The organism is Staphylococcus parequorum (genome assembly GCF_039237145.1).
GTDB classification, from domain to species: domain Bacteria; phylum Bacillota; class Bacilli; order Staphylococcales; family Staphylococcaceae; genus Staphylococcus; species Staphylococcus equorum_A.
Genome location: NZ_CP150682.1, coordinates 87,213 through 105,911, shown reverse-complemented (window position 1 = coordinate 105,911; position 18,699 = coordinate 87,213). Strand labels below are relative to the sequence as shown.

At 30.7% G+C, this 18,699-nt stretch carries 20 protein-coding genes; 15 read left to right on the top strand and 5 right to left on the bottom strand.

Translation table 11 applies throughout. From position 1 onward, the window contains the following. Position 1: 1 nt before the first annotated feature. The 4 genes from AAA453_RS00515 (at position 2) to ychF (ending at position 3,891) form a co-directional block, all read left to right on the top strand. Positions 2-370, top strand: a complete 369-nt coding sequence (locus AAA453_RS00515) for a DUF2294 domain-containing protein (protein WP_002506093.1) — start codon at positions 2-4, stop codon at positions 368-370. Between the two features lie 1,302 nt (positions 371-1,672). Beyond that, complete coding sequence (locus AAA453_RS00510) at positions 1,673-2,557, top strand: mechanosensitive ion channel family protein (RefSeq protein ID WP_285324075.1); 885 nt, start codon at positions 1,673-1,675, stop codon at positions 2,555-2,557. A gap of 21 nt (positions 2,558-2,578) precedes the next feature. Next, positions 2,579-2,794, top strand: a complete 216-nt coding sequence (locus tag AAA453_RS00505; RefSeq protein ID WP_002506091.1) for a DUF951 domain-containing protein — start codon at positions 2,579-2,581, stop codon at positions 2,792-2,794. Continuing rightward, complete coding sequence (gene ychF / locus AAA453_RS00500; protein WP_069816636.1) at positions 2,794-3,891, top strand: redox-regulated ATPase YchF; 1,098 nt, start codon at positions 2,794-2,796, stop codon at positions 3,889-3,891. The genes AAA453_RS00505 and ychF overlap by 1 nt, the downstream gene beginning before the upstream one ends. 980 nt (positions 3,892-4,871) lie before the next feature. Here the strand turns inward: ychF and AAA453_RS00495 are convergent. Continuing rightward, a complete protein-coding gene (locus AAA453_RS00495; protein WP_069816638.1) occupies positions 4,872-5,666 on the bottom strand; it encodes a GH25 family lysozyme in 795 nt (264 codons plus the stop codon). A gap of 404 nt (positions 5,667-6,070) precedes the next feature. Here AAA453_RS00495 and rpsF point away from each other — a divergent pair, with 404 nt between their 5' ends. The 3 genes from rpsF to rpsR are packed head-to-tail and all read left to right on the top strand — an operon-like array spanning position 6,071 to position 7,229. After that, complete coding sequence (rpsF, locus tag AAA453_RS00490; protein WP_002511967.1) at positions 6,071-6,376, top strand: 30S ribosomal protein S6; 306 nt, start codon at positions 6,071-6,073, stop codon at positions 6,374-6,376. 19 nt (positions 6,377-6,395) lie between these two features. Continuing rightward, positions 6,396-6,935: a single-stranded DNA-binding protein gene (gene ssb / locus AAA453_RS00485; RefSeq protein WP_069816640.1), complete on the top strand. Its 540-nt coding sequence runs from the start codon at positions 6,396-6,398 to the stop codon at positions 6,933-6,935. Positions 6,936-6,986: 51 nt separating this feature from the next. After that, positions 6,987-7,229, top strand: coding sequence for a 30S ribosomal protein S18 (gene rpsR, locus AAA453_RS00480; RefSeq protein WP_002506086.1), 243 nt, complete (start codon positions 6,987-6,989; stop codon positions 7,227-7,229). 79 nt (positions 7,230-7,308) lie between these two features. Here the strand turns inward: rpsR and AAA453_RS00475 are convergent, their stop codons facing one another. After that, on the bottom strand, positions 7,309-8,370 hold the full coding sequence (locus AAA453_RS00475) for a type I restriction endonuclease (RefSeq protein ID WP_069816642.1): 1,062 nt from the start codon (positions 8,368-8,370) through the stop codon (positions 7,309-7,311). A gap of 444 nt (positions 8,371-8,814) precedes the next feature. Between AAA453_RS00475 and AAA453_RS00470 the strand changes: the two genes are divergently transcribed. Together AAA453_RS00470 and AAA453_RS00465 are read left to right on the top strand one after the other, a co-directional pair. Next, positions 8,815-9,003, top strand: a complete 189-nt coding sequence (locus tag AAA453_RS00470; protein WP_065337215.1) for a hypothetical protein — start codon at positions 8,815-8,817, stop codon at positions 9,001-9,003. A gap of 217 nt (positions 9,004-9,220) precedes the next feature. Then, positions 9,221-10,522 carry a peptidoglycan recognition protein family protein gene (locus tag AAA453_RS00465; protein ID WP_069816643.1) on the top strand — a complete coding sequence of 434 codons (1,302 nt, stop codon included), beginning with the start codon at positions 9,221-9,223 and terminating at the stop codon, positions 10,520-10,522. 75 nt (positions 10,523-10,597) lie between these two features. Here the strand turns inward: AAA453_RS00465 and AAA453_RS00460 are convergent, their stop codons facing one another. Further along, on the bottom strand, positions 10,598-11,203 hold the full coding sequence (locus tag AAA453_RS00460) for a hypothetical protein (RefSeq protein WP_069816644.1): 606 nt from the start codon (positions 11,201-11,203) through the stop codon (positions 10,598-10,600). Positions 11,204-11,516: 313 nt separating this feature from the next. On the opposite strand from AAA453_RS00460, the gene AAA453_RS00455 reads away from it, so the two are divergent. From AAA453_RS00455 to AAA453_RS00430, 6 genes are all read left to right on the top strand, one after another. Then, a complete protein-coding gene (locus AAA453_RS00455) occupies positions 11,517-11,756 on the top strand; it encodes a hypothetical protein (RefSeq protein WP_069816645.1) in 240 nt (79 codons plus the stop codon). Between the two features lie 211 nt (positions 11,757-11,967). Next, a complete protein-coding gene (locus AAA453_RS00450; RefSeq protein WP_065337227.1) occupies positions 11,968-12,282 on the top strand; it encodes a PTS sugar transporter subunit IIB in 315 nt (104 codons plus the stop codon). Positions 12,283-12,291: 9 nt separating this feature from the next. After that, positions 12,292-13,587 carry a PTS cellobiose transporter subunit IIC gene (celB, locus tag AAA453_RS00445; RefSeq protein ID WP_069816646.1) on the top strand — a complete coding sequence of 432 codons (1,296 nt, stop codon included), beginning with the start codon at positions 12,292-12,294 and terminating at the stop codon, positions 13,585-13,587. A gap of 6 nt (positions 13,588-13,593) precedes the next feature. Then, positions 13,594-13,908, top strand: a complete 315-nt coding sequence (locus AAA453_RS00440; protein ID WP_069816647.1) for a PTS lactose/cellobiose transporter subunit IIA — start codon at positions 13,594-13,596, stop codon at positions 13,906-13,908. Between the two features lie 12 nt (positions 13,909-13,920). Next, entirely contained in the window at positions 13,921-15,300 is a 1,380-nt protein-coding gene (locus tag AAA453_RS00435; protein WP_069816648.1) for a glycoside hydrolase family 1 protein, read from the top strand. A gap of 42 nt (positions 15,301-15,342) precedes the next feature. Next, entirely contained in the window at positions 15,343-17,232 is a 1,890-nt protein-coding gene (locus AAA453_RS00430) for a BglG family transcription antiterminator (protein ID WP_427705558.1), read from the top strand. Between the two features lie 69 nt (positions 17,233-17,301). On the opposite strand, the gene AAA453_RS00425 is transcribed toward AAA453_RS00430, so the two are convergent. Beyond that, the gene (locus AAA453_RS00425) at positions 17,302-18,048 is read right to left on the bottom strand and encodes a poly-gamma-glutamate hydrolase family protein (protein ID WP_069816649.1); all 747 of its coding nucleotides are present in this window, start codon (positions 18,046-18,048) and stop codon (positions 17,302-17,304) included. 229 nt (positions 18,049-18,277) lie between these two features. Next, on the bottom strand, positions 18,278-18,652 hold the full coding sequence (locus AAA453_RS00420) for a VOC family protein (RefSeq protein WP_069816650.1): 375 nt from the start codon (positions 18,650-18,652) through the stop codon (positions 18,278-18,280). Positions 18,653-18,699 lie beyond the last annotated feature (47 nt).

Genomic DNA, 18,699 nt, shown 5'->3' with positions numbered 1-18,699 from the left:
AATGAAAACAACCAAAGGCACTTACGAGTCTGAAATCAGCAAAGCAATTACACAATGGGAAAAAGACTTCCTTGGCCGTGGCTCTCTTTCTGTAAAAACAGATATATTGCGCGATATGATTATTGTGAGTTTACAAGGTGTATTAACACAAGCAGAGTATAAAGTTTGTGAAACGAACGAAGGGCTAGTAACAATTAAAAGAACACGCTCAAAACTCGTGGAATCAGGTATTGAAGCACTCGATGACATTGTATTATCCATTACTGGTGAAGAAGTCAAAGGCTTTCATACTGATTTAAGTTCTCGTACAGGTGAACGTGTGATGATTTTTAAACTTCATAATGACCTTGAAAAACAAATTGCTGAATAGAAAAATTCACAGTATTTATTAATGAAAATTAAATTCTAGAATTTTAAAAAGCCTAATCAATTTCCGAATAGAAGTTGATTAGGCTTTTTAATATTGTAATTAAAGTATTTTTGGCAAAACAAGCACTTACCGATGTAAGGCTCAGTAAGTGCTTGTTAATTATAGGAATTCAGAAGAACCGTTTACTTAAAAATGACTATCATCATATATATATATATTTGGGTGTTAAAGAATCATAATCTTTAATTAGAGTTCTTAAGCGTTAACGTTTTGTTCTTATAATGGTAAAATACTTGATACTAAATCTAAAATTGTTTGTACGATATCTCCTAGCATAATACCCCTCCTTATAAAAGTTATGTAATCTCATAGTTCAAGACGTTATACAAAGTGTAAAATTGTCTCAATCTAAATTTACGAGGATTATTTTAAAAGTGATTTGAAGATGAGTTCAACGATGTTTTCGATCATTTCAATTCCCTCCTTCATAAATGCTATCTTGTAATTACTATTCTACTTGGTCTAATACTAAGTTTAGGATTTGTTCTACTAGAGTTGCTAACATTGTATGCACCCCCTTTATCTGAATATTATAATAAATACATTTAAATTTGGTGGAAATTCCCCAAGTGTCTAAATTTAATGCGTAAGTGTTAATATGTTAAATTTATTGTAATTTTATATAAATTTAGTTGTATTTTAAATATTATAAAAAGATGTTGATTAATTTTTAATATGTTTAAATAGTACTACATACATTTGAGAGGTAGTGAATATGACTTGTTTAAAAATTTATACAAAAAACTTAAAAAACACTTGAATTTTGTGAGTATTTGGTAGTATAATTTTAAATTGGGTGTTAAAGAATCATAATTTTTAATTATGGTTCTTTTTCTTTTGCCATTTTTTAAGTTATTTAGGCTATCTTACGCCTAAGAATAAGATTAAAGGTATACATAAAAGTTAAATTAATAATAAAATTTCAATCTATGCAGCACTAGTCTATTTGTAGAAATATTCCGTGAATCTAGTGATGATTGATATAAAGCTTCATTAAACGCCTCATTTTAAATCTTAATTACAGAATAAGGTTTAAAACTATCCTTCTAGATACATTTTTAATAAACTATATAAGTCTATAATTATTTTAATGAGAGAAAATAGTTATGTATTTGTAAGGATATACTCAGATAGTTCTTAATTATAAAATAGCTTATGAAATTAAAGCTGAAGTTGGATTTATTTCATAGAAAAATTGCTTATAATAGAATGGTATAGAGTATGACTAAGGAGGAAGTGTAGTTGGATCAAATTAAAAGTATCCTTTATTCGTTAATTGAACCGTTAACGAAGCCAGAGACATATCAAACGTTGATATCGAATGTTATTATGATTTTTGTTTATATCATTGTGGCTTGGATTGTCCTACGTTTCATAAATAAAGCGATAGCACAATTCTTTAAAATACAAAATAGAGGTAAAAAAGCGAATAAAAAACGTTCCAAAACTTTAATAGCATTAGTTCAAAACGTAGTAGCATATGTGGTATGGTTTATAGTATTGACTACAATTTTAAGTAAGTTTGGTATAAGCGTTGGAGGCATTATTGCCAGTGCTGGTGTTGTTGGTTTAGCAGTTGGTTTCGGCGCACAAACAATTGTTAAAGATATTATCACAGGTTTCTTCATTATTTTTGAAAATCAATTTGATGTAGGAGATTATGTTAAAATCAATAGTAGTGGTACTACCGTTGCAGAAGGCACAGTACAGTCCATTGGTTTGCGTTCGATGCGAATTAATACGATTACAGGTGAGTTAACAACATTACCTAATGGTAGTGTTGGTGAAATTACAAACTATTCAGTAACGAATGGTGAGTCAATGGTAGAAATACCAGTTTCCGTAGAAGAAGATATAGATAAAGTAGAAGAGATATTAGTCGAACATTTTGAAACAATGCGTTCTAAATATTACTTATTTATATCAAATCCAGAAGTGGTTGGTATTAATTCCATTACAAGAGATGAAATTACATTGTGGATTTCTGCTGAAACGATACCTGGAGAAGGATTTTCAGGTGCACGTATTTTAAGAAAAGAGATTTTAAAAGTATTTAAACAGCATGAGATTCAAATACCGAAACCTATGATGGTGCAATACGATGCGAATCAACAAAATAATGCATAAGATGTTCGGAGGTGTGACAGAATGACATCAAATTACGGTTTAAATGATATTGTAGAGATGAAAAAACAACATGCATGTGGCACGAATTGTTTTAAAATCATTCGTGTAGGTGCAGACATCCGAATAAAATGTGAAAACTGTCAAAGAAGTATTATGATCCCAAGACAAACTTTTAATAAAAAACTAAAAAAAATCTTAGTGTCTCATCAAGATACTGAAAATAAGGAGAATGAATAATGGCTTTAACAGCAGGTATAGTTGGTTTGCCCAACGTAGGTAAGTCTACACTTTTCAATGCAATCACAAAAGCAGGTGCACTGGCAGCGAATTATCCTTTCGCGACAATCGATCCTAACGTAGGTATCGTAGAAGTACCAGACAGCAGATTAGATAAATTAACAGAAATGGTACAACCAAAGAAAACAATTCCAACAACATTTGAATTCACAGATATCGCTGGAATCGTTAAAGGGGCTTCTAAAGGTGAAGGACTTGGTAATAAATTCTTATCACATATTCGAGAAGTAGATGCAATTTGCCAAGTGGTACGTGCATTTGACGATGATAATGTGACACACGTTTCAGGACGCGTAGACCCAGTTGATGATATCGAAGTAATTAATATGGAATTAGTATTGGCAGATTTAGAATCTGTTGAAAAACGTTTGCCAAAAGCCGAAAAAATGGCGAAACAAAAAGATAAAGATGCAGTGAATGAAGCACGCATTTTAGCAAGAATTAAGGAAGCATTAGAAGAAGGAAATCCTGTTCGTAGCCTTGAATTTAATGACGACGATCAAAAATTTGTGAATCAAGCACAGTTATTAACTTCTAAAGAAATGTTATATATTGCAAACGTGGGCGAAGATGAAATTGGCGATGAAGATAATGAAAAAGTTAAATTAATTCGTGAGTATGCGAGCAAAGAAGATTCAGAAGTTATCGTAATTAGCGCTAAGATCGAAGAAGAAATTGCAACGCTTGAAGATGAAGATAGAGAAATGTTCTTAGAAGACTTAGGTATTGAAGAGCCTGGTTTAGATCGTTTAATTCGTACAACATACGACTTACTTGGTTTAGCAACTTACTTTACTGCAGGTGTTCAAGAAGTACGTGCATGGACGTTCATCTCTGGTATGACAGCGCCACAGTGTGCGGGTATTATTCATACAGACTTTGAGCGTGGTTTTATCCGTGCCGAAGTAACAAGCTACGATGATTACGTTGAATTCAATGGTGAAAATGGTGCCAAAGATGCTGGGAAACAGCGTTTAGAAGGTAAAGAATATATTATGAAAGATGGCGACGTCGTACACTTTAGATTTAACGTGTAAGATAAGCACGGAGCCTTCTCATTACAGAATAGTGATGAGAAGGCTTTTTTATTTTAGCTAAAACTACAATGTGTATTTATGTAGAATTTTACACAATTGTATAAATGTAAAATAAAGAACGGGGCGATGGACTATTCAGTAAATATAAATGCAATCAATTCAGTTGTGCATTAAATAATTATGTTATGTAAAATTAAAGTTAACTTTTAGTAAAAATATTATTTTCCTCCACAAAATGATTTTATTGAAAATTATTTTATGTTAGTCTGTATTTAGACACTTCAAGGGGGTGCATCATATGTTAGCAGATCTAGTTGAACAAATTCTTGGATTAATCCTTGATCAAGTTGAATAGTAAAAATACAGTGAGTAGGTTTATGTGATGGGAGGGGCTCGATTATGATAGAAAATATTGTCGAACTAATTTTTAAAGCATTACTTAAATAATACGAGGTATTTTGTGTAACATTTATATTTTAAGTGTCACTTAAATTAAACAGTTAGAATAACAACATTCGATGTTTAGAATTAGGAGGCGTTACTATGTTAGGCGAATTATTACAAACAGTATTAGACTTAGTATCAAGCATCTTACCAGTATAAAATTACCTAGAAGTACCCTAATTAAAGATTATGATTCTTTAACACCCAATCAAAATACATTTATATTTAACGACTTATAACGTTGAATATAAATATATAAGAGGCCGGACAACCAATCGTGTTGTTTGGCCTTTTTTCTTACCATAAAATTATGGCATACGATGTTAACATTTTAAAAAAGACAATCCCTGTAATAGAGATTGTCCTTGAGTGCCAACAAATTCTTTGCCTTTGTTGTCATTTATTTGTGCATTATTTCCACGGGCACAGCCTCAACCTGTAATCTTCGACTAGTGCTTTATTAAAGAGCCAGGAGTCGCGGCCCAAATCGTTGACGTTATTTAAATGATCCTCATATATTTTGAAAGTATATGAATTTAAGATGTAAACCATGATGTATCGACACCTGGGCCAGTATAGTTTGCATCGACATTTTGGTCTAATTCTGGTGATGCGTAACTATCAGTATATTGCCATAAAACGTGTTCACTAGCGGGTTGATCAGGATTGTAATTGGCAATCCAATAACCATCATATTCACCGACAGATTCTGAAGCATGTTCCTTCATGAAATTTTCATATGAATAGAATAATACTTTCTTGTTGCCAGCTAAACTTTTCATTTCATCATACCATGCAGATGTACTTTCTTCTGTAGTACCCGAAGTGACTGTATCTTGTTCAAAGTCATTGATGTAAAAGCTAGCTTTAGGTGCACGGTTGTATAACGTTTGCGCTTCGTAGCGTGCATCTTCAGGATTTTCATACATACTATAAGAATATACGCCAAAGTCCAAATCGTGTTTGTCTAATAAAGCTGAATTGTGTTCTAATGATGCATCCACTTTTTCAGAACCATATTGAGCACGAATAATGATGAAGTCGTAATTAGCTTTAAGGTCTATAACTTCTTGTTCTGTTAAGTCACCTTGCCATTCTGAAATATCTAGAACACGTTCGCCAGATTGTGTTGTGCTTGCTTCAGACTGTACCTCATTTGAACTTTGTTTGGATGATTTTTCAGGGTGTTTTTCAATGTATTGTTGATAGCCATACCCCATCGTTCCTTTTTGGTTTGATGTATCTCCAGCGGCGTGTGCTGCGTTCATTGCTAACGTTGATGCAAATAATACACTTGCAGTGACTAAACCTTTTTTGATTACTGAAACCATAATATGCTCCTTTGTATGTAATTAATATTTTGAAAATGCTAGGTGCTAAATAAGGTTATAATTATAAAAAACGAACTCAGATTGTATGCTATTAGAATTAAAAAGATTTAGCAACCATATATTTTATGGAATCAATTTTTTATTAAGATTAATTTTATTTAGAATTTAAAAAATGAAAGTCAGCATAAAGCGTTTTGCAAGAAACTTTTGAAAGGCATTTTATTGTGACTGTACAGCATGTTTCATATGAAACATTTTGATAAATTTTAGATTATAGCAGTGTAATAACCATTGTAAAATGTAATGCGCTGTGCTATAATTCTTGATTGTGAGTAATGAAAATTATTCCTTGCTTATCACATATGATGATGAGCCGCATAGACCACAAGGAGGTGCAATTATAAATGAGAACATATGAAGTTATGTACATCGTTCGTCCGAACATTGAAGAAGATGCTAAAAAAGCTGTTGTTGAACGTTTCAACGGTATTTTATCTTCTAACGGATCAGAGGCTTTAGAAGTTAAAGATTGGGGTAAACGTCGTTTAGCTTATGAAATTAATGATTTCAGTGAAGGTTATTACAACTTAGTACGTATCCAAGCTGAAGACAATGAAGCTACTGATGAATTCCAACGTTTAGCTAAAATCAACGATGATATCATCCGTTATATCGTAATTCGTGCAGACGAAGATAAGACTAAAAAATAATAATTGGGGGTTCGTTTAAATGATAAATAGAGTTGTTTTAGTCGGTCGTTTAACGAAAGATCCAGAATATAGAACAACACCCTCAGGCGTGAGTGTTGCGACTTTTACTCTAGCAGTAAACCGTACGTTTACAAATGCGCAAGGGGAACGCGAAGCAGATTTCATTAACTGTGTTGTTTTTAGAAAACAAGCAGATAATGTGAATAACTACTTATTCAAAGGTAGTTTAGCTGGCGTTGACGGTCGCATTCAATCACGTAGCTACGAAAACCAAGAAGGACGTCGTATTTTTGTAACTGAAGTGGTTTGTGATAGTGTTCAATTCCTTGAACCTAAAAATCAAAATCAACGTCATGCCCAAGAAGGAAATAACAATTTCCAAAACTTTGGCGGACAACAATCAGGTCAAAATACGTCATCTTATCAAAACAATAACCAAAACCAAAACAACAATAATAATAATAACAACAATTCATCAAACAACAATAACCAATCGGATAATCCATTTGCAAATGCAAACGGACCAATTGATATTAGTGATGATGACTTACCATTCTAATTATATAGCGTATATAAATAAGAAAATATCATAAAAAGGGAGGCAGTTACCATGGCAGGTGGACCAAGAAGAGGCGGACGTCGTCGTAAAAAAGTTTGTTATTTCACAGCAAACGGAATTACACACATCGACTATAAAGACACAGACTTATTAAAACGTTTTATCTCAGAACGCGGTAAAATTTTACCACGTCGTGTAACAGGTACTTCAGCTAAATATCAACGTATGTTGACATTAGCTATTAAACGTTCTCGTCATATGGCATTATTACCATATGTTAAAGAAGAACAATAATAGATATTGTATCTGAAAACCCCGTAAGCTTAGGCTTACGGGGTTATTTTTGTGGTTTTATATTGAATTTTAAGTAATTCTATAAGAATTTTTCAACAACTTTTACAATGGATTCTTTGTACTTTAGAATATCTAAAGGTTTATCAAATTTTATAATTGTTTTATCATCATCATTTAAAACAAATTCTGATTTAGTGTTAGTTATATAAATTCTCATAATCCATTTTCTTATATTATTATCTAACAGTATATTGAAGTAACTTCTATTATCTCTAAAAAAAATACGCTCAGCGTCTGTAATTTCTGAAGCAATTACTTTAGTCATTGAATATGATTCGAGCTCTTCTTGTGTTGTTATAATATCATCTTTTTTAATAGGTTTGATTTCTTCTTCTTCGTTTTCTTCAATTGTAATTTTATTAGAAGAACTAGAATTTAATGCTGCATTTAAGCGATCAGTTACTTTTTCATTGATAAATATATTCAAAGTATTTTTTACAGTTGGAGTAAACTTATCAATAATTGTTTTTGTTTTAACACCTTCATACACTTCAGTTAATAAATATTTAACAAAATCCTCTTTAGGTTCTTCTAATTGTTTTTCGAAAAATGATTTAATTAAATTCATATATTTAAGCTCATAAGCAGAACTTGAGATATTATCAATATCAAAATTTTCCTTCTTAAATTTAAATAGTTCTTTAATACTATTTTCTTTCAATTTTTCAATATTTACTACTAAAAAAGGCTTGGTATCCATTTTATTTGGGATTTCTAAATCAGTGTAAAACCTATATTCAATCCCATTTGTTAAAATTCCGAATTTAGAAGTACTAGTACCGAAATATCTGAATAACTGCGAATCATGGTTATTCAATTTTTCATTAATAGATTTGCATTCTATTAATATAGAGGGAGAGTCATCAGTTATAATTGCATAATCAACTTTTTCGCCTTTTTTAATACCGACATCAGCTATAAATTCAGGTGTGAATTCCATTGGATTAAAAACATCATAACCTAGTAACTGAAAAAAGGGTAAAATTAAAGCGTTCTTAGTAGCTTCTTCAGTTTTAATATTATCTTTTAAATTAGAAACTCTTTTTTGAAGATCTTCTATCTTTTGAGTGAACTCTTTCATTTAACCATCTCCTAAAAAATTGTGAGCTACCTAAATATAGGTTGGTAAACTCCTTATTTTATACAATAGAACAAAAATACACTTGATAGAAATATGATACTTATAAGTTAATTATACACTCAAATCAATTTTATAGGAATGATTATTAATTAACTTTATATGTTGCTTGTATTCTAAAATAGAAATAATTGTTTTGAGAAGGTAAAAGAAAAGGCATACTTTATAAAAATATTATTACATATGCTAGATGAACGATTGATATTTGTTTCTAATCGTCGAAAAAGGGGTAATTGAATAAAAAGAATATAAATTAATCTTTGTTTTTTGTAACTGTGAAATATAAATCGTAACATATCTAATCGGGAAGGCTTTGTACATGAAAAGCCTAAATAAAAGAAGATTTAAAGCAACAAACTTAATTATTTCAAGTTTGGAGTGATGATAATGGAAGTATTAGCGTTGGTATTTCATTTATTGTGTTTAGTCATTGTATTAATTACAGGATTTTTCGCATTAAAAGAATTTAGAAAACCTATGAATGAACGTAACCAAAAACGAATTGATTCACTTTTAGTATTGGTACTTGTAGTCGCATTGGTTGCTATTTTATCTAGTGTGGTTATGGATATTTGAATATGAGCTACTGCCTTTTGAGGTAGTAGCTTTTTTGTGCAAAATTCAAAATAATGATTATGCTTATATAAAAATATTTAAAATAATAGCATAAAATAAAACTATGTTTTGTAAATAATCTTATAATATTATAAGATGAGACAATAAGGTGTTGTGCAAGGAATGGATGTTTATATAGTGTCGTGTTTTTAAAAATTTGAAATGGGAGATGTTTTTTATGAAGTACAGGATTAGTTTGTCATTAGTATTAGCAACGAGTTTATTGTTAAGTAGTACAGTTGCAACCGCACAAGAAGATAATGCTAATAAGAATACAGAAGAAACTAAAAATGAAAATACAAGTAAGGCAATAGATTTTGAAAAAGCACAAAAAATGAGTCCACAGGCTTTGAAAGATCAGTTAACACCAGGGGATTTGAAGCTACATGATAAAGTTGCAGAACATAATTCAGTAGAAATGAGTACATTTGCAAATAGAGCGTACCAAGACGTTAATACATACATAGACAATAACAACATACAACCTGCAGAAATAGTGCAAGATTCTCGTATGAATAATTTACCAAAATATAATTATAAATCAGGGAAATTCATCGGTGTCGTTATTCACGAAACTGCAAACCCTAATAGTACAATCGATGGTGAAGTAAATTACATGTATAATAACTACAATAATGCCTTTGTTCACGCATACGCAGGTAGTGACAAAATTATACAAACGGCACCAAGCGACTATTTAGCATGGGGCGCCGGAGCGAATGCTAACCCATATTTTTATCAAATAGAATTAACAAGATCTAACACGTTTGATGGTTTTGCTAAATCTGTGAACAACCAAGCTTATTTAACTGCTAAAATGCTAAAACAAAACGGACTACAACCTTCACTTGCAGATAACAATCAAGGAACTGGAACAATTATTAGTCATAATGCAGTTAGTCAATATTGGGGTGGGACAAACCATACTGATCCTGTAGGTTATTTTAACCAATGGGGCTATAACATGAATCAATTTTATAGTTTAGTTCAGAAACACTATAAAGAATTAGGTGGCGAAGATGACGATGCCATTACAGGTTCTACTTATAAAGTAGTTAAAGGCGATACATTGTATAGTATATCTAAGAGAAGTGGCGTAACAATTGATAATATTAAAAAATGGAATGACTTAAACGATAATACATTATCCATCGGTCAAACATTGAAATTGACGGACCCTGATAGTAACGATGACAGTATTTCAGGTGATACACATAAAGTAGTCGAAGGTGACACTCTATATAATATTTCTAAAAGAAGCAAAGTGAGTATTGAAGATCTCAAAAAATGGAATAATCTTGAAACGAATAATATCAGTAAAGGGCAAACACTCTACTTAGTTAAAACATATACTGTTGAAAAAGGTGATACATTGTATAGTATCGCTAAGAAACAAGATACAACAGTAAGTAAAATCAAATCTGATAATAATCTAGACTCAAATAGCATTAAAACAGGACAAATTTTAAAAATAAAATAGGCATGTAACGTTCATGCGAACATATACATTTAAATAAAACGCTCTATAGTAACAAATACTATAGAGCGTTTTTATTTATTTTTCATTAATTATGCCATCTTTATCTCTATCTTTTGATGGGTCATAACCCGGCATATCAGATGTTATTTCTCCAGGCTTAGCTACATCGATGTCTGAAGAACTAGAGTTGTTGTTACTTTCAGTTACCTCGGTTGAAGGTGACGTGGTATTTGATTTTGAATTAGTTTCATCATTTTGAGAGGCACTGTTTATTTCATTACTTTGACCACTATTGTTAGATGACTGGTTTTGGTCTGTATTATAATTAGAGTTATCAGTGTTTGTAGATTCATCTTGATTATATTCTGAAGTTGTATCTTCTGTATCGTTTGTTTCTTCATAAGTAGTTTGTTCTTGATTAGAATTGTTTTGATTTGAAGTATCATCAGTTTCATTTGAAGTGTTCACGTCATTGTTTTTAGGTTTTTTATCTTTCTCAGTATCATTATTCTTAGACTTTTCATTCTTTGTAGAACTTTTTGGTTCGTCATTTTTCTTGTTTTCGTTATTATCATTTGAATCAAATAGTGCACTACATCCACTAATGAGTAGTATCAATAGAATGATGAGTCCTAAGCACCCTAGGCAACCAAAACAACCGTTTTTCTTTTTCTTTTCCATTACAGTCTCCTCTAATTTAAAGTTTGCAATACTTATTAAAAATATTTTCGTTAATTTATATTTTTATAGCTACTAACATCATATATAATTAATTAACTCTATTGTACTACACCTTTATTGTTTGAGTAACCTCTTTTTTGATTTAAAGTACAACTATCTAAATGTTGTAGACTGCAGAAATGCTAAAATGACAGTTATATGAGGTTCTATGTATACAAAGTGTGCCTATAGTTATTATAAAGAATAATCTCTTAGTTACTCTTTGTTTTAGAAGCAGTCAAATGTTTTTAATAATTAAAGAAGGAGTGGTCACATGATAGCTAAAAATATTAAGTATCCTTATGTTAAATTATTGTTTGATGTAGTTGGTATATTATCTTTTATTACCTTGGTATTTGTATTTGGGATTAATTTTTACATAGAAAGTGATCCTAACGGAAATTTTAATGCGGGAATCACAATAAGCGGGAGCAACGCTATCGTATGTGGTATCTTATTTTGGGTGACAATTATCAGTGCTTTAGCATCCTTTCTTTTGAAAAAAATAAAATAATGAAAAACTTAAATTTTTAAACGCCTTACTATCATAGATAGTAAGGCGTTTTTTATAATACTTTTATTCTTTAAAGTTAGATAAATAGCGAGATAATATTATCTTCATACTCCGATTAAACTCATTTTCCTATAGTAAAGGAAAAAATGTCCATTAATGTGTAAGCGCATACATAGTATAGTTTGATAAACAAACAGAAGGGATGATTTATATGAAGAATATTTTATTATCATGTTCCGCAGGGATGTCTACAAGTTTATTAGTTACCAAGATGAAAGAGGCAGCAGAAAGTGCTGATATTGAAGTTAACATTGAAGCAGTATCAAGTGATAATGCTTTTTCAAAATTAGATAACTATGACGTGTTATTAATTGGTCCGCAAATGAGATTCATGAAGCGAAAATTTGAAAAATACGCTAAAGAAAACGATATCGAAATTCCTATTGATATTATTGATACTGTTGCATATGGGCGTATTGATGGTGATGGCGTATTAAAGCAATCACTAAATTTAATAGGAAAGTAGTGAAACCATATGGAAAATAAATTTATGGAAAAACTGGAAGATATATTATTGCCAATTGCAGATAACTTGAATAACAATAAGTATCTTTCGAGTTTAAGAGATGGATTTATGGTTGCTTTACCTTTAATTATTTTTGGTTCGATTTTTATTGTAATAGCCAATTTTCCATTTTTAGACAAAATATTATCTGAATCACAATTTTCGGCTTGGCAAGCTATGGTTGGACCAGCTTCAGAGTCCACGCTCTCGATAATGGGGCTATATGTAATTATAGGTATTGGTTATAAGCTGACAGAGAAAAATGGATTTGAAGGTATTTATGGTGCTGTAACAGCATTAAGTAGTGTTTTGATTTTAACACCTCAAGTTTTTGAAAAAACGGAAGGCGTCATACCGGTTGAGATTTTAGGAGCAAAAGGTATGTTCTTAGGTATTTTTGTATCTATTATTTCGTGTGAAATTTACAGTTATCTATGTCGGAAAGAGATAACAATTAAAATGCCTAATGGTGTACCAACTCAAGTGGCAAAATCATTTAGTGCTTTAATTCCTATTTCGGTAACACTTTCGGTGATATTAATTGTTAGAATATTAATTTCTTTTACGCCTTTCGATACATTACAAAACTTTATTTATACGATCTTGCAACAACCATTAACAGAATTAGGTAGTGGATTGACGGCTACAATTATTGCAGTACTTCTAATACAAATATTTTGGTTTTTCGGATTACATGGCCAAATTATTGTAAATACAGTATTTGACCCAATTTGGTATTCTTTGAATAACGAAAATTTAGAGGCATTTAAAGCAAATCAAGAGTTGCCTAATATTATTACCAAACAATTTATAGATACGTTCTTAGTAGGCATGGGCGGTACTGGTGGCACAATGGTAGTCATTATATTGATATTTATTGTTTCCAGAAGTCAGCAAAACAAAGAAATTGGAAAGTTAGGCGCCCCAGCTTCTATTTTCAATGTAAACGAACCGATATTATTTGGATTACCAGTAATAATGAATCCAATTATACTTGTACCATGGATTATTGCTCCAGTAGTAGTAACGATAATAACTTATTTTTCTATGGGATTAGGATTGGTACCTAAGCCTTCTGGGGTCATTGTTCCTTGGACAACTCCTATTTTTATAAGTGGATATTTAGCTACAGGAAATGCTTGGCAAGGTGCAGTATTACAGCTATTTAATTTAATTGTTACGTTCTTAATTTGGTTACCATTCTTCAAAGTATTGGACAATGGCTATTTTAGAAAAGAACAAGAAAAATCAAAGGGTGAGGAGTAATATATCATGGATAATACAGAAATAGCATTCCAAATTATCTTGCTAGCTGGCAATGGTAGATCAAGTGCAATGGAAGCAATTCAATATGTGAAAGAAAATGATTTCGAGACTGCTAAGGAAAAAATGAAAGAAGCAGAACAAGAAATAAATAAGGCACATAATTTTCAAACAAGTTTATTGCAAGAAGAAGCACGAGGCAAAGATTACCAATTAAATTTAATACTTATACATTCACAAGATCATTTGATGAATGCACTAACGATAAAAGATATGGCAAATGAAATCATCGATATTTATCAAGAAATTAAAGCAAACAGATAGGAGAGAACTTTTATGAAAATTACTTTTCCAAAAGACTTTTGGTGGGGCAGTGCGGCAAGTGCGACACAAACTGAAGGAACGCAATCTATGACTGAACAATCTATATGGGATTATTGGTATGAACAAGAACCGAATCGATTTTATGATAATGTTGGACCAGATGTCACGTCGAATTTTTATAACACATATAAAGAGGATATTAAACTGATGAAAGAAACAGGGCACAATTCGTTTCGTTTATCCATTTCTTGGACTAGGATGATAAATCAAGATACGGGAAATACAAACGAAAATGCAGTTGAATTTTATAATAATGTCATTGATGAATTAATAGCTAATGACATTGAACCTTTTGTTAATTTATATCACTTTGATATGCCTATGAAACAACAAAACAAGGGCGGTTTTGAATCAAGAGAAGTCGTCGAAAATTATGTTGATTATGCACAAAAATGCTTTGATTTGTATGGGGATAGAGTAAAAAAATGGTTTACGTTTAACGAGCCAATTGTGCCTGTTGAAGGAGGTTATTTATATAATTTCCATTACCCTGATATAAATGATGCTAAAAGAGGTTTTCAATATGCTTTTAATACAATATTAGCAAATGCTAAAACAATTAAGTTATTTAAAGAACAGAACTATGATGGGGAAATAGGAATAGTCTTAAATTTAACCCCTTCTTACCCAAGAAGTGAAAATAAGGAAGATAAAAAAGCTGCATTAATAGCAGATTTATTCTTTAATAAGAGTTTTCTAGATCCTGCTACAAAAGGTACTTTTCCAGAGGAATTAGTAGAAATGATCAAAGCACAGGATTTACTGCCTTTTTATAAGAGTGAAGACTTGGAAATCATAAAACATAATACAGTAGATTTATTAGGTGTAAATTATTATTTACCTAGACGTGTTAAAGCTAAAGAAAGTATGCCTAACCCTAATTCACCCTTCACTCCAGAATTTTATTTTGATAATTATGAAATGCCAGGCAGAAAAATGAACCCTTATAGAGGTTGGGAAATTTATCCCGAAGGTATCTATGATATCATGAAAAACTTACAAAATAACTATGGCAATATTACTTCATTTATTTCTGAAAATGGAATGGGCGTGGAAAATGAAGCAAGGTTTATAGAAAACAATCAAATACAAGATGATTATAGAATTGAATTTTTGAAAGATCATTTGTATTGGCTTAATAAAGCGATTAAAGAAGGTGCAAATTGTAAAGGTTACCATATGTGGACATTTATGGATAATTGGTCTTGGATGAATGCCTATAAAAATAGATATGGATTTATTTCTGTAGACATTAATACACAAGCACGTACAATTAAAAAGAGTGGGTATTGGTTTAAAAAATTATCAGAGGAAAACATGTTTGAATTATAATATATAATCAATACTAAAGTGTAAGGTAATTGGAGTGAGGGAATGAACAAAAGAACTTTAAAAATTATACGGCTTATGTATAATTATTCAAGCACCTATATTTCTGGGGAGTTTATAGGTAAAAGTTTGAGTGTTTCTCCTAGAACTGTTAGAAATGATTTGAAAGAATTAAATGAATCAGAAAAAGAATTTGGATTTTATATTTTTTCTAAAAAATCAGTGGGATATAAATTGATAATAAAAAACAAAGAGAAATTCAATTTATTCCTAAATGACCAATATTTAAAAGATGAGCTTCTCAATTTTAATAATCAAGATAGTAGGGTTAGATATATATTTAGCCAATTACTTATATTGGATAACTATGTAAAGATTGATGATTTAAGTGAGCGAATGTTTGTAAGTGATACAACTATTAAAAAAGACTTGAAAATGATACGAGGACAGTTAGAAAAACATGATTTGAATCTGATAACAAGCCCATATCATGGATTGAAAATAGATGGACATGAATTTCAGAAAAGATATGCAATTGCCGAATTTTTATTAGATCCGTTATCTATGGATGAGTTTTTTGATAGCGAAGAAATAAATTTACTTAAAAATAAAATTGTCGGAATAATCAATCGATTTAACATTACAATACCTGATGTAAAATTAGAAAATTTGGTTGTTCACATATATATAGCACTATTTAGGGTTGAGCATAAACTCATTATTAAAGATGAAAGTAATATATTTAATGGCTATAAGAAAACGAGTGATGATGTTAATCAATTTTTTAAGCAGTTAGTAGAAATGATAGAATGCAATTTTAATATCCAATTACCTACTAAAGAAAAACAATATATTTGGGCACATATATTAACATCAGGGCTTATTTCTGAAAAAGCTAATATTCATGAAAATAAAGAACTAAATATGTTGATAGAGCATATTTTAAGAAGAATAAAACAAGTATTTCACATAGATTTAGCGGATGAAGAAGAATTGAGAAATAATCTAAGTTTACATTTATCTACTTCTATTACGAGATATAAATATAAAATGAATATCAGAAATCCATTATTAGCAGAAATTAAAAAGAACTATCCATTTTCATTTGATATCGCTTTAGTAGGAAGTAAAGTAATCGAAGAAGTATACAAAATAAGAATTTCTGAAAGTGAAATTGGCTACCTAGCTTTGCATTTTGAATTGGCTTTGAAGAAACCTAATAATTTGGATAACAAAATCAATACAACCATTGTTTGTGCATCTGGTTTGGCTAGTTCACAGCTAATAAAATACAAATTGATTGAAAACTTTAGTGACGAAATCACAACAACCAATTCATTACAATTGTATGAGTTAAGTGAACATAAATTACAGGGAACAGATTTAATAATATCAACAATCCCTCTGGAAAAAGATTTCTCTGTGCCCGTCATTTATGTGAATACCATTTTAACTGATGTGGATATTTTAAACTTGAAAAAATTTATAGATAACTACAATGTAGACCAAAAAGAAAAGTTAATCGAACTTTTTGCTATTAAAAGTAATGTTGAAAGTAAAGATGAATTACTATCAAAAATTGAATGTGATTTAAAAGCATTACATTATATAAAATCAGACTTTTTTGAAAAAGTTAAAGAACGAGAAGAAGTAGCTACTACGGCTTATGGTAACCTTATCGCTGTTCCTCATCCTGTTACACCTTCTGCTAAAAAATCTTTTATTTATATAGTTAAATTAGACAAACCTATTCAATGGGGGGACAAAGATGTTCAACTTGTTTTTTGTTTAGGTTTAAAATCACAAACAACAGTTGATATGGAACCTATTTTCAAAAGGATTAGTCATATTATTAATGATTTTAGTTTAGTAGTAGAATTATTAAACCAGCCTAATGAAAAAGATTTAAAAGAAACGTACTTTGATATTTACTAATAATGAATTTTAAAAAATGAAAAATCCAGAAAGCTACGCTCATCAAGTAGGCTTCTGGATTTTTTATTATTAGTCTTTTGTTGTTTGTTCTTTTACACCTTTTGTAACAGCTTCAGCAAAATCGTGGATGGATTGTCTGTAATCATTTGGATTTTCTCTCGTGGAGCGACCAAGGTCATCATCCTCAAAAAATGATTTGCGGTATCCCGTTGAAATCTCAAGTTGAACACCTGATCCTGTATCATTTTTATTAATGATATTTTGGCTAGAATCACCATTTACGTAATTAGGACTATTTTCAACATTAAAATCCTCTTTTTCTAATTCCTTACGTATAGATTTGGCCATATCCTTATCTTTACCACCAATGTAGACAACTTTTTTATCTTCTCGAATGCCGTGTATGGACACCGTTTCATCTGATCTACTCGTCATGTCTTTTAATTTGGGGTCATCGAAACGAGTCGAAGTAATATGCAATTTAGTATTGTTTGATTTTAATAAACCTTCAAAACTATATAGATTAAAGTTACCTTTTTTAGAAATGATTTTTGCCAATTCAGAAGTGCCGGGTTCAATACCGCCACCATGAATAGCAGTAACTAATATATCTTTGTTATTTGTCGTTTTTGAATTGATTTGCCAATCACGATCTTCTTTTGTGTCGGCTTTCAATTCTTCAAAATTCTTATAATAGTCTTGATTTTGTGGCTGGTCGTTTTTCCACACATATAAAAAATATAAAGACAGTAAAACAGCGGCAACGATAGCTAACATAATAAAATAGTATAAATATAAGTGGAAAATTCTTTTCATAATTGTCTCCTGTATTACATATTTAGTGGTTATAAAAGTATAACAAATTTAATAAGTTATACAGGTTATGTGTTGATTACAAATACATTACTTACGACTTAACAGACCTTTACAATTGTTTAGGGCAAGAGATACAAAATTTAAGCATGCTGCACCTTTTAACAATTTAGGGCGGGACATGTATTTATGACATAGGCCGTGGGGCAAATTTAGTTACAATACTGAAATATTATATTTCTTTAACTGCGAAATAATTATTTTCTGCATCTGCAAAATTAAACACTCTACCCATAGGTAAATCCATAATATCTCCAACTGTATTTTGATTAGATTTCAAACGATTATATAAATCGTCGAATTGTGTTGTTGCGAAAATCAGTGATGGTGTAGTTGTACTGACACCCATGTCCATTTCGTCAACTTTCGCTTTGTCCTGCAATACAATAGCAGTTTGAGCATCGTCTTCTGGAAGCAGTTTTACTACGCGCATACCCATTTCTTCGTCATCGGCTACTACTACAAAGTCTAAGTTTTCTGTCCAAAATTGAATTGCTTTATCGTGATTATATACGTATATCATAACTTCATCTAGTTTTTTAATCATTTCGCCATCTCCTCTATTGTTTATCTTGTCTTGCACATAAGTATATT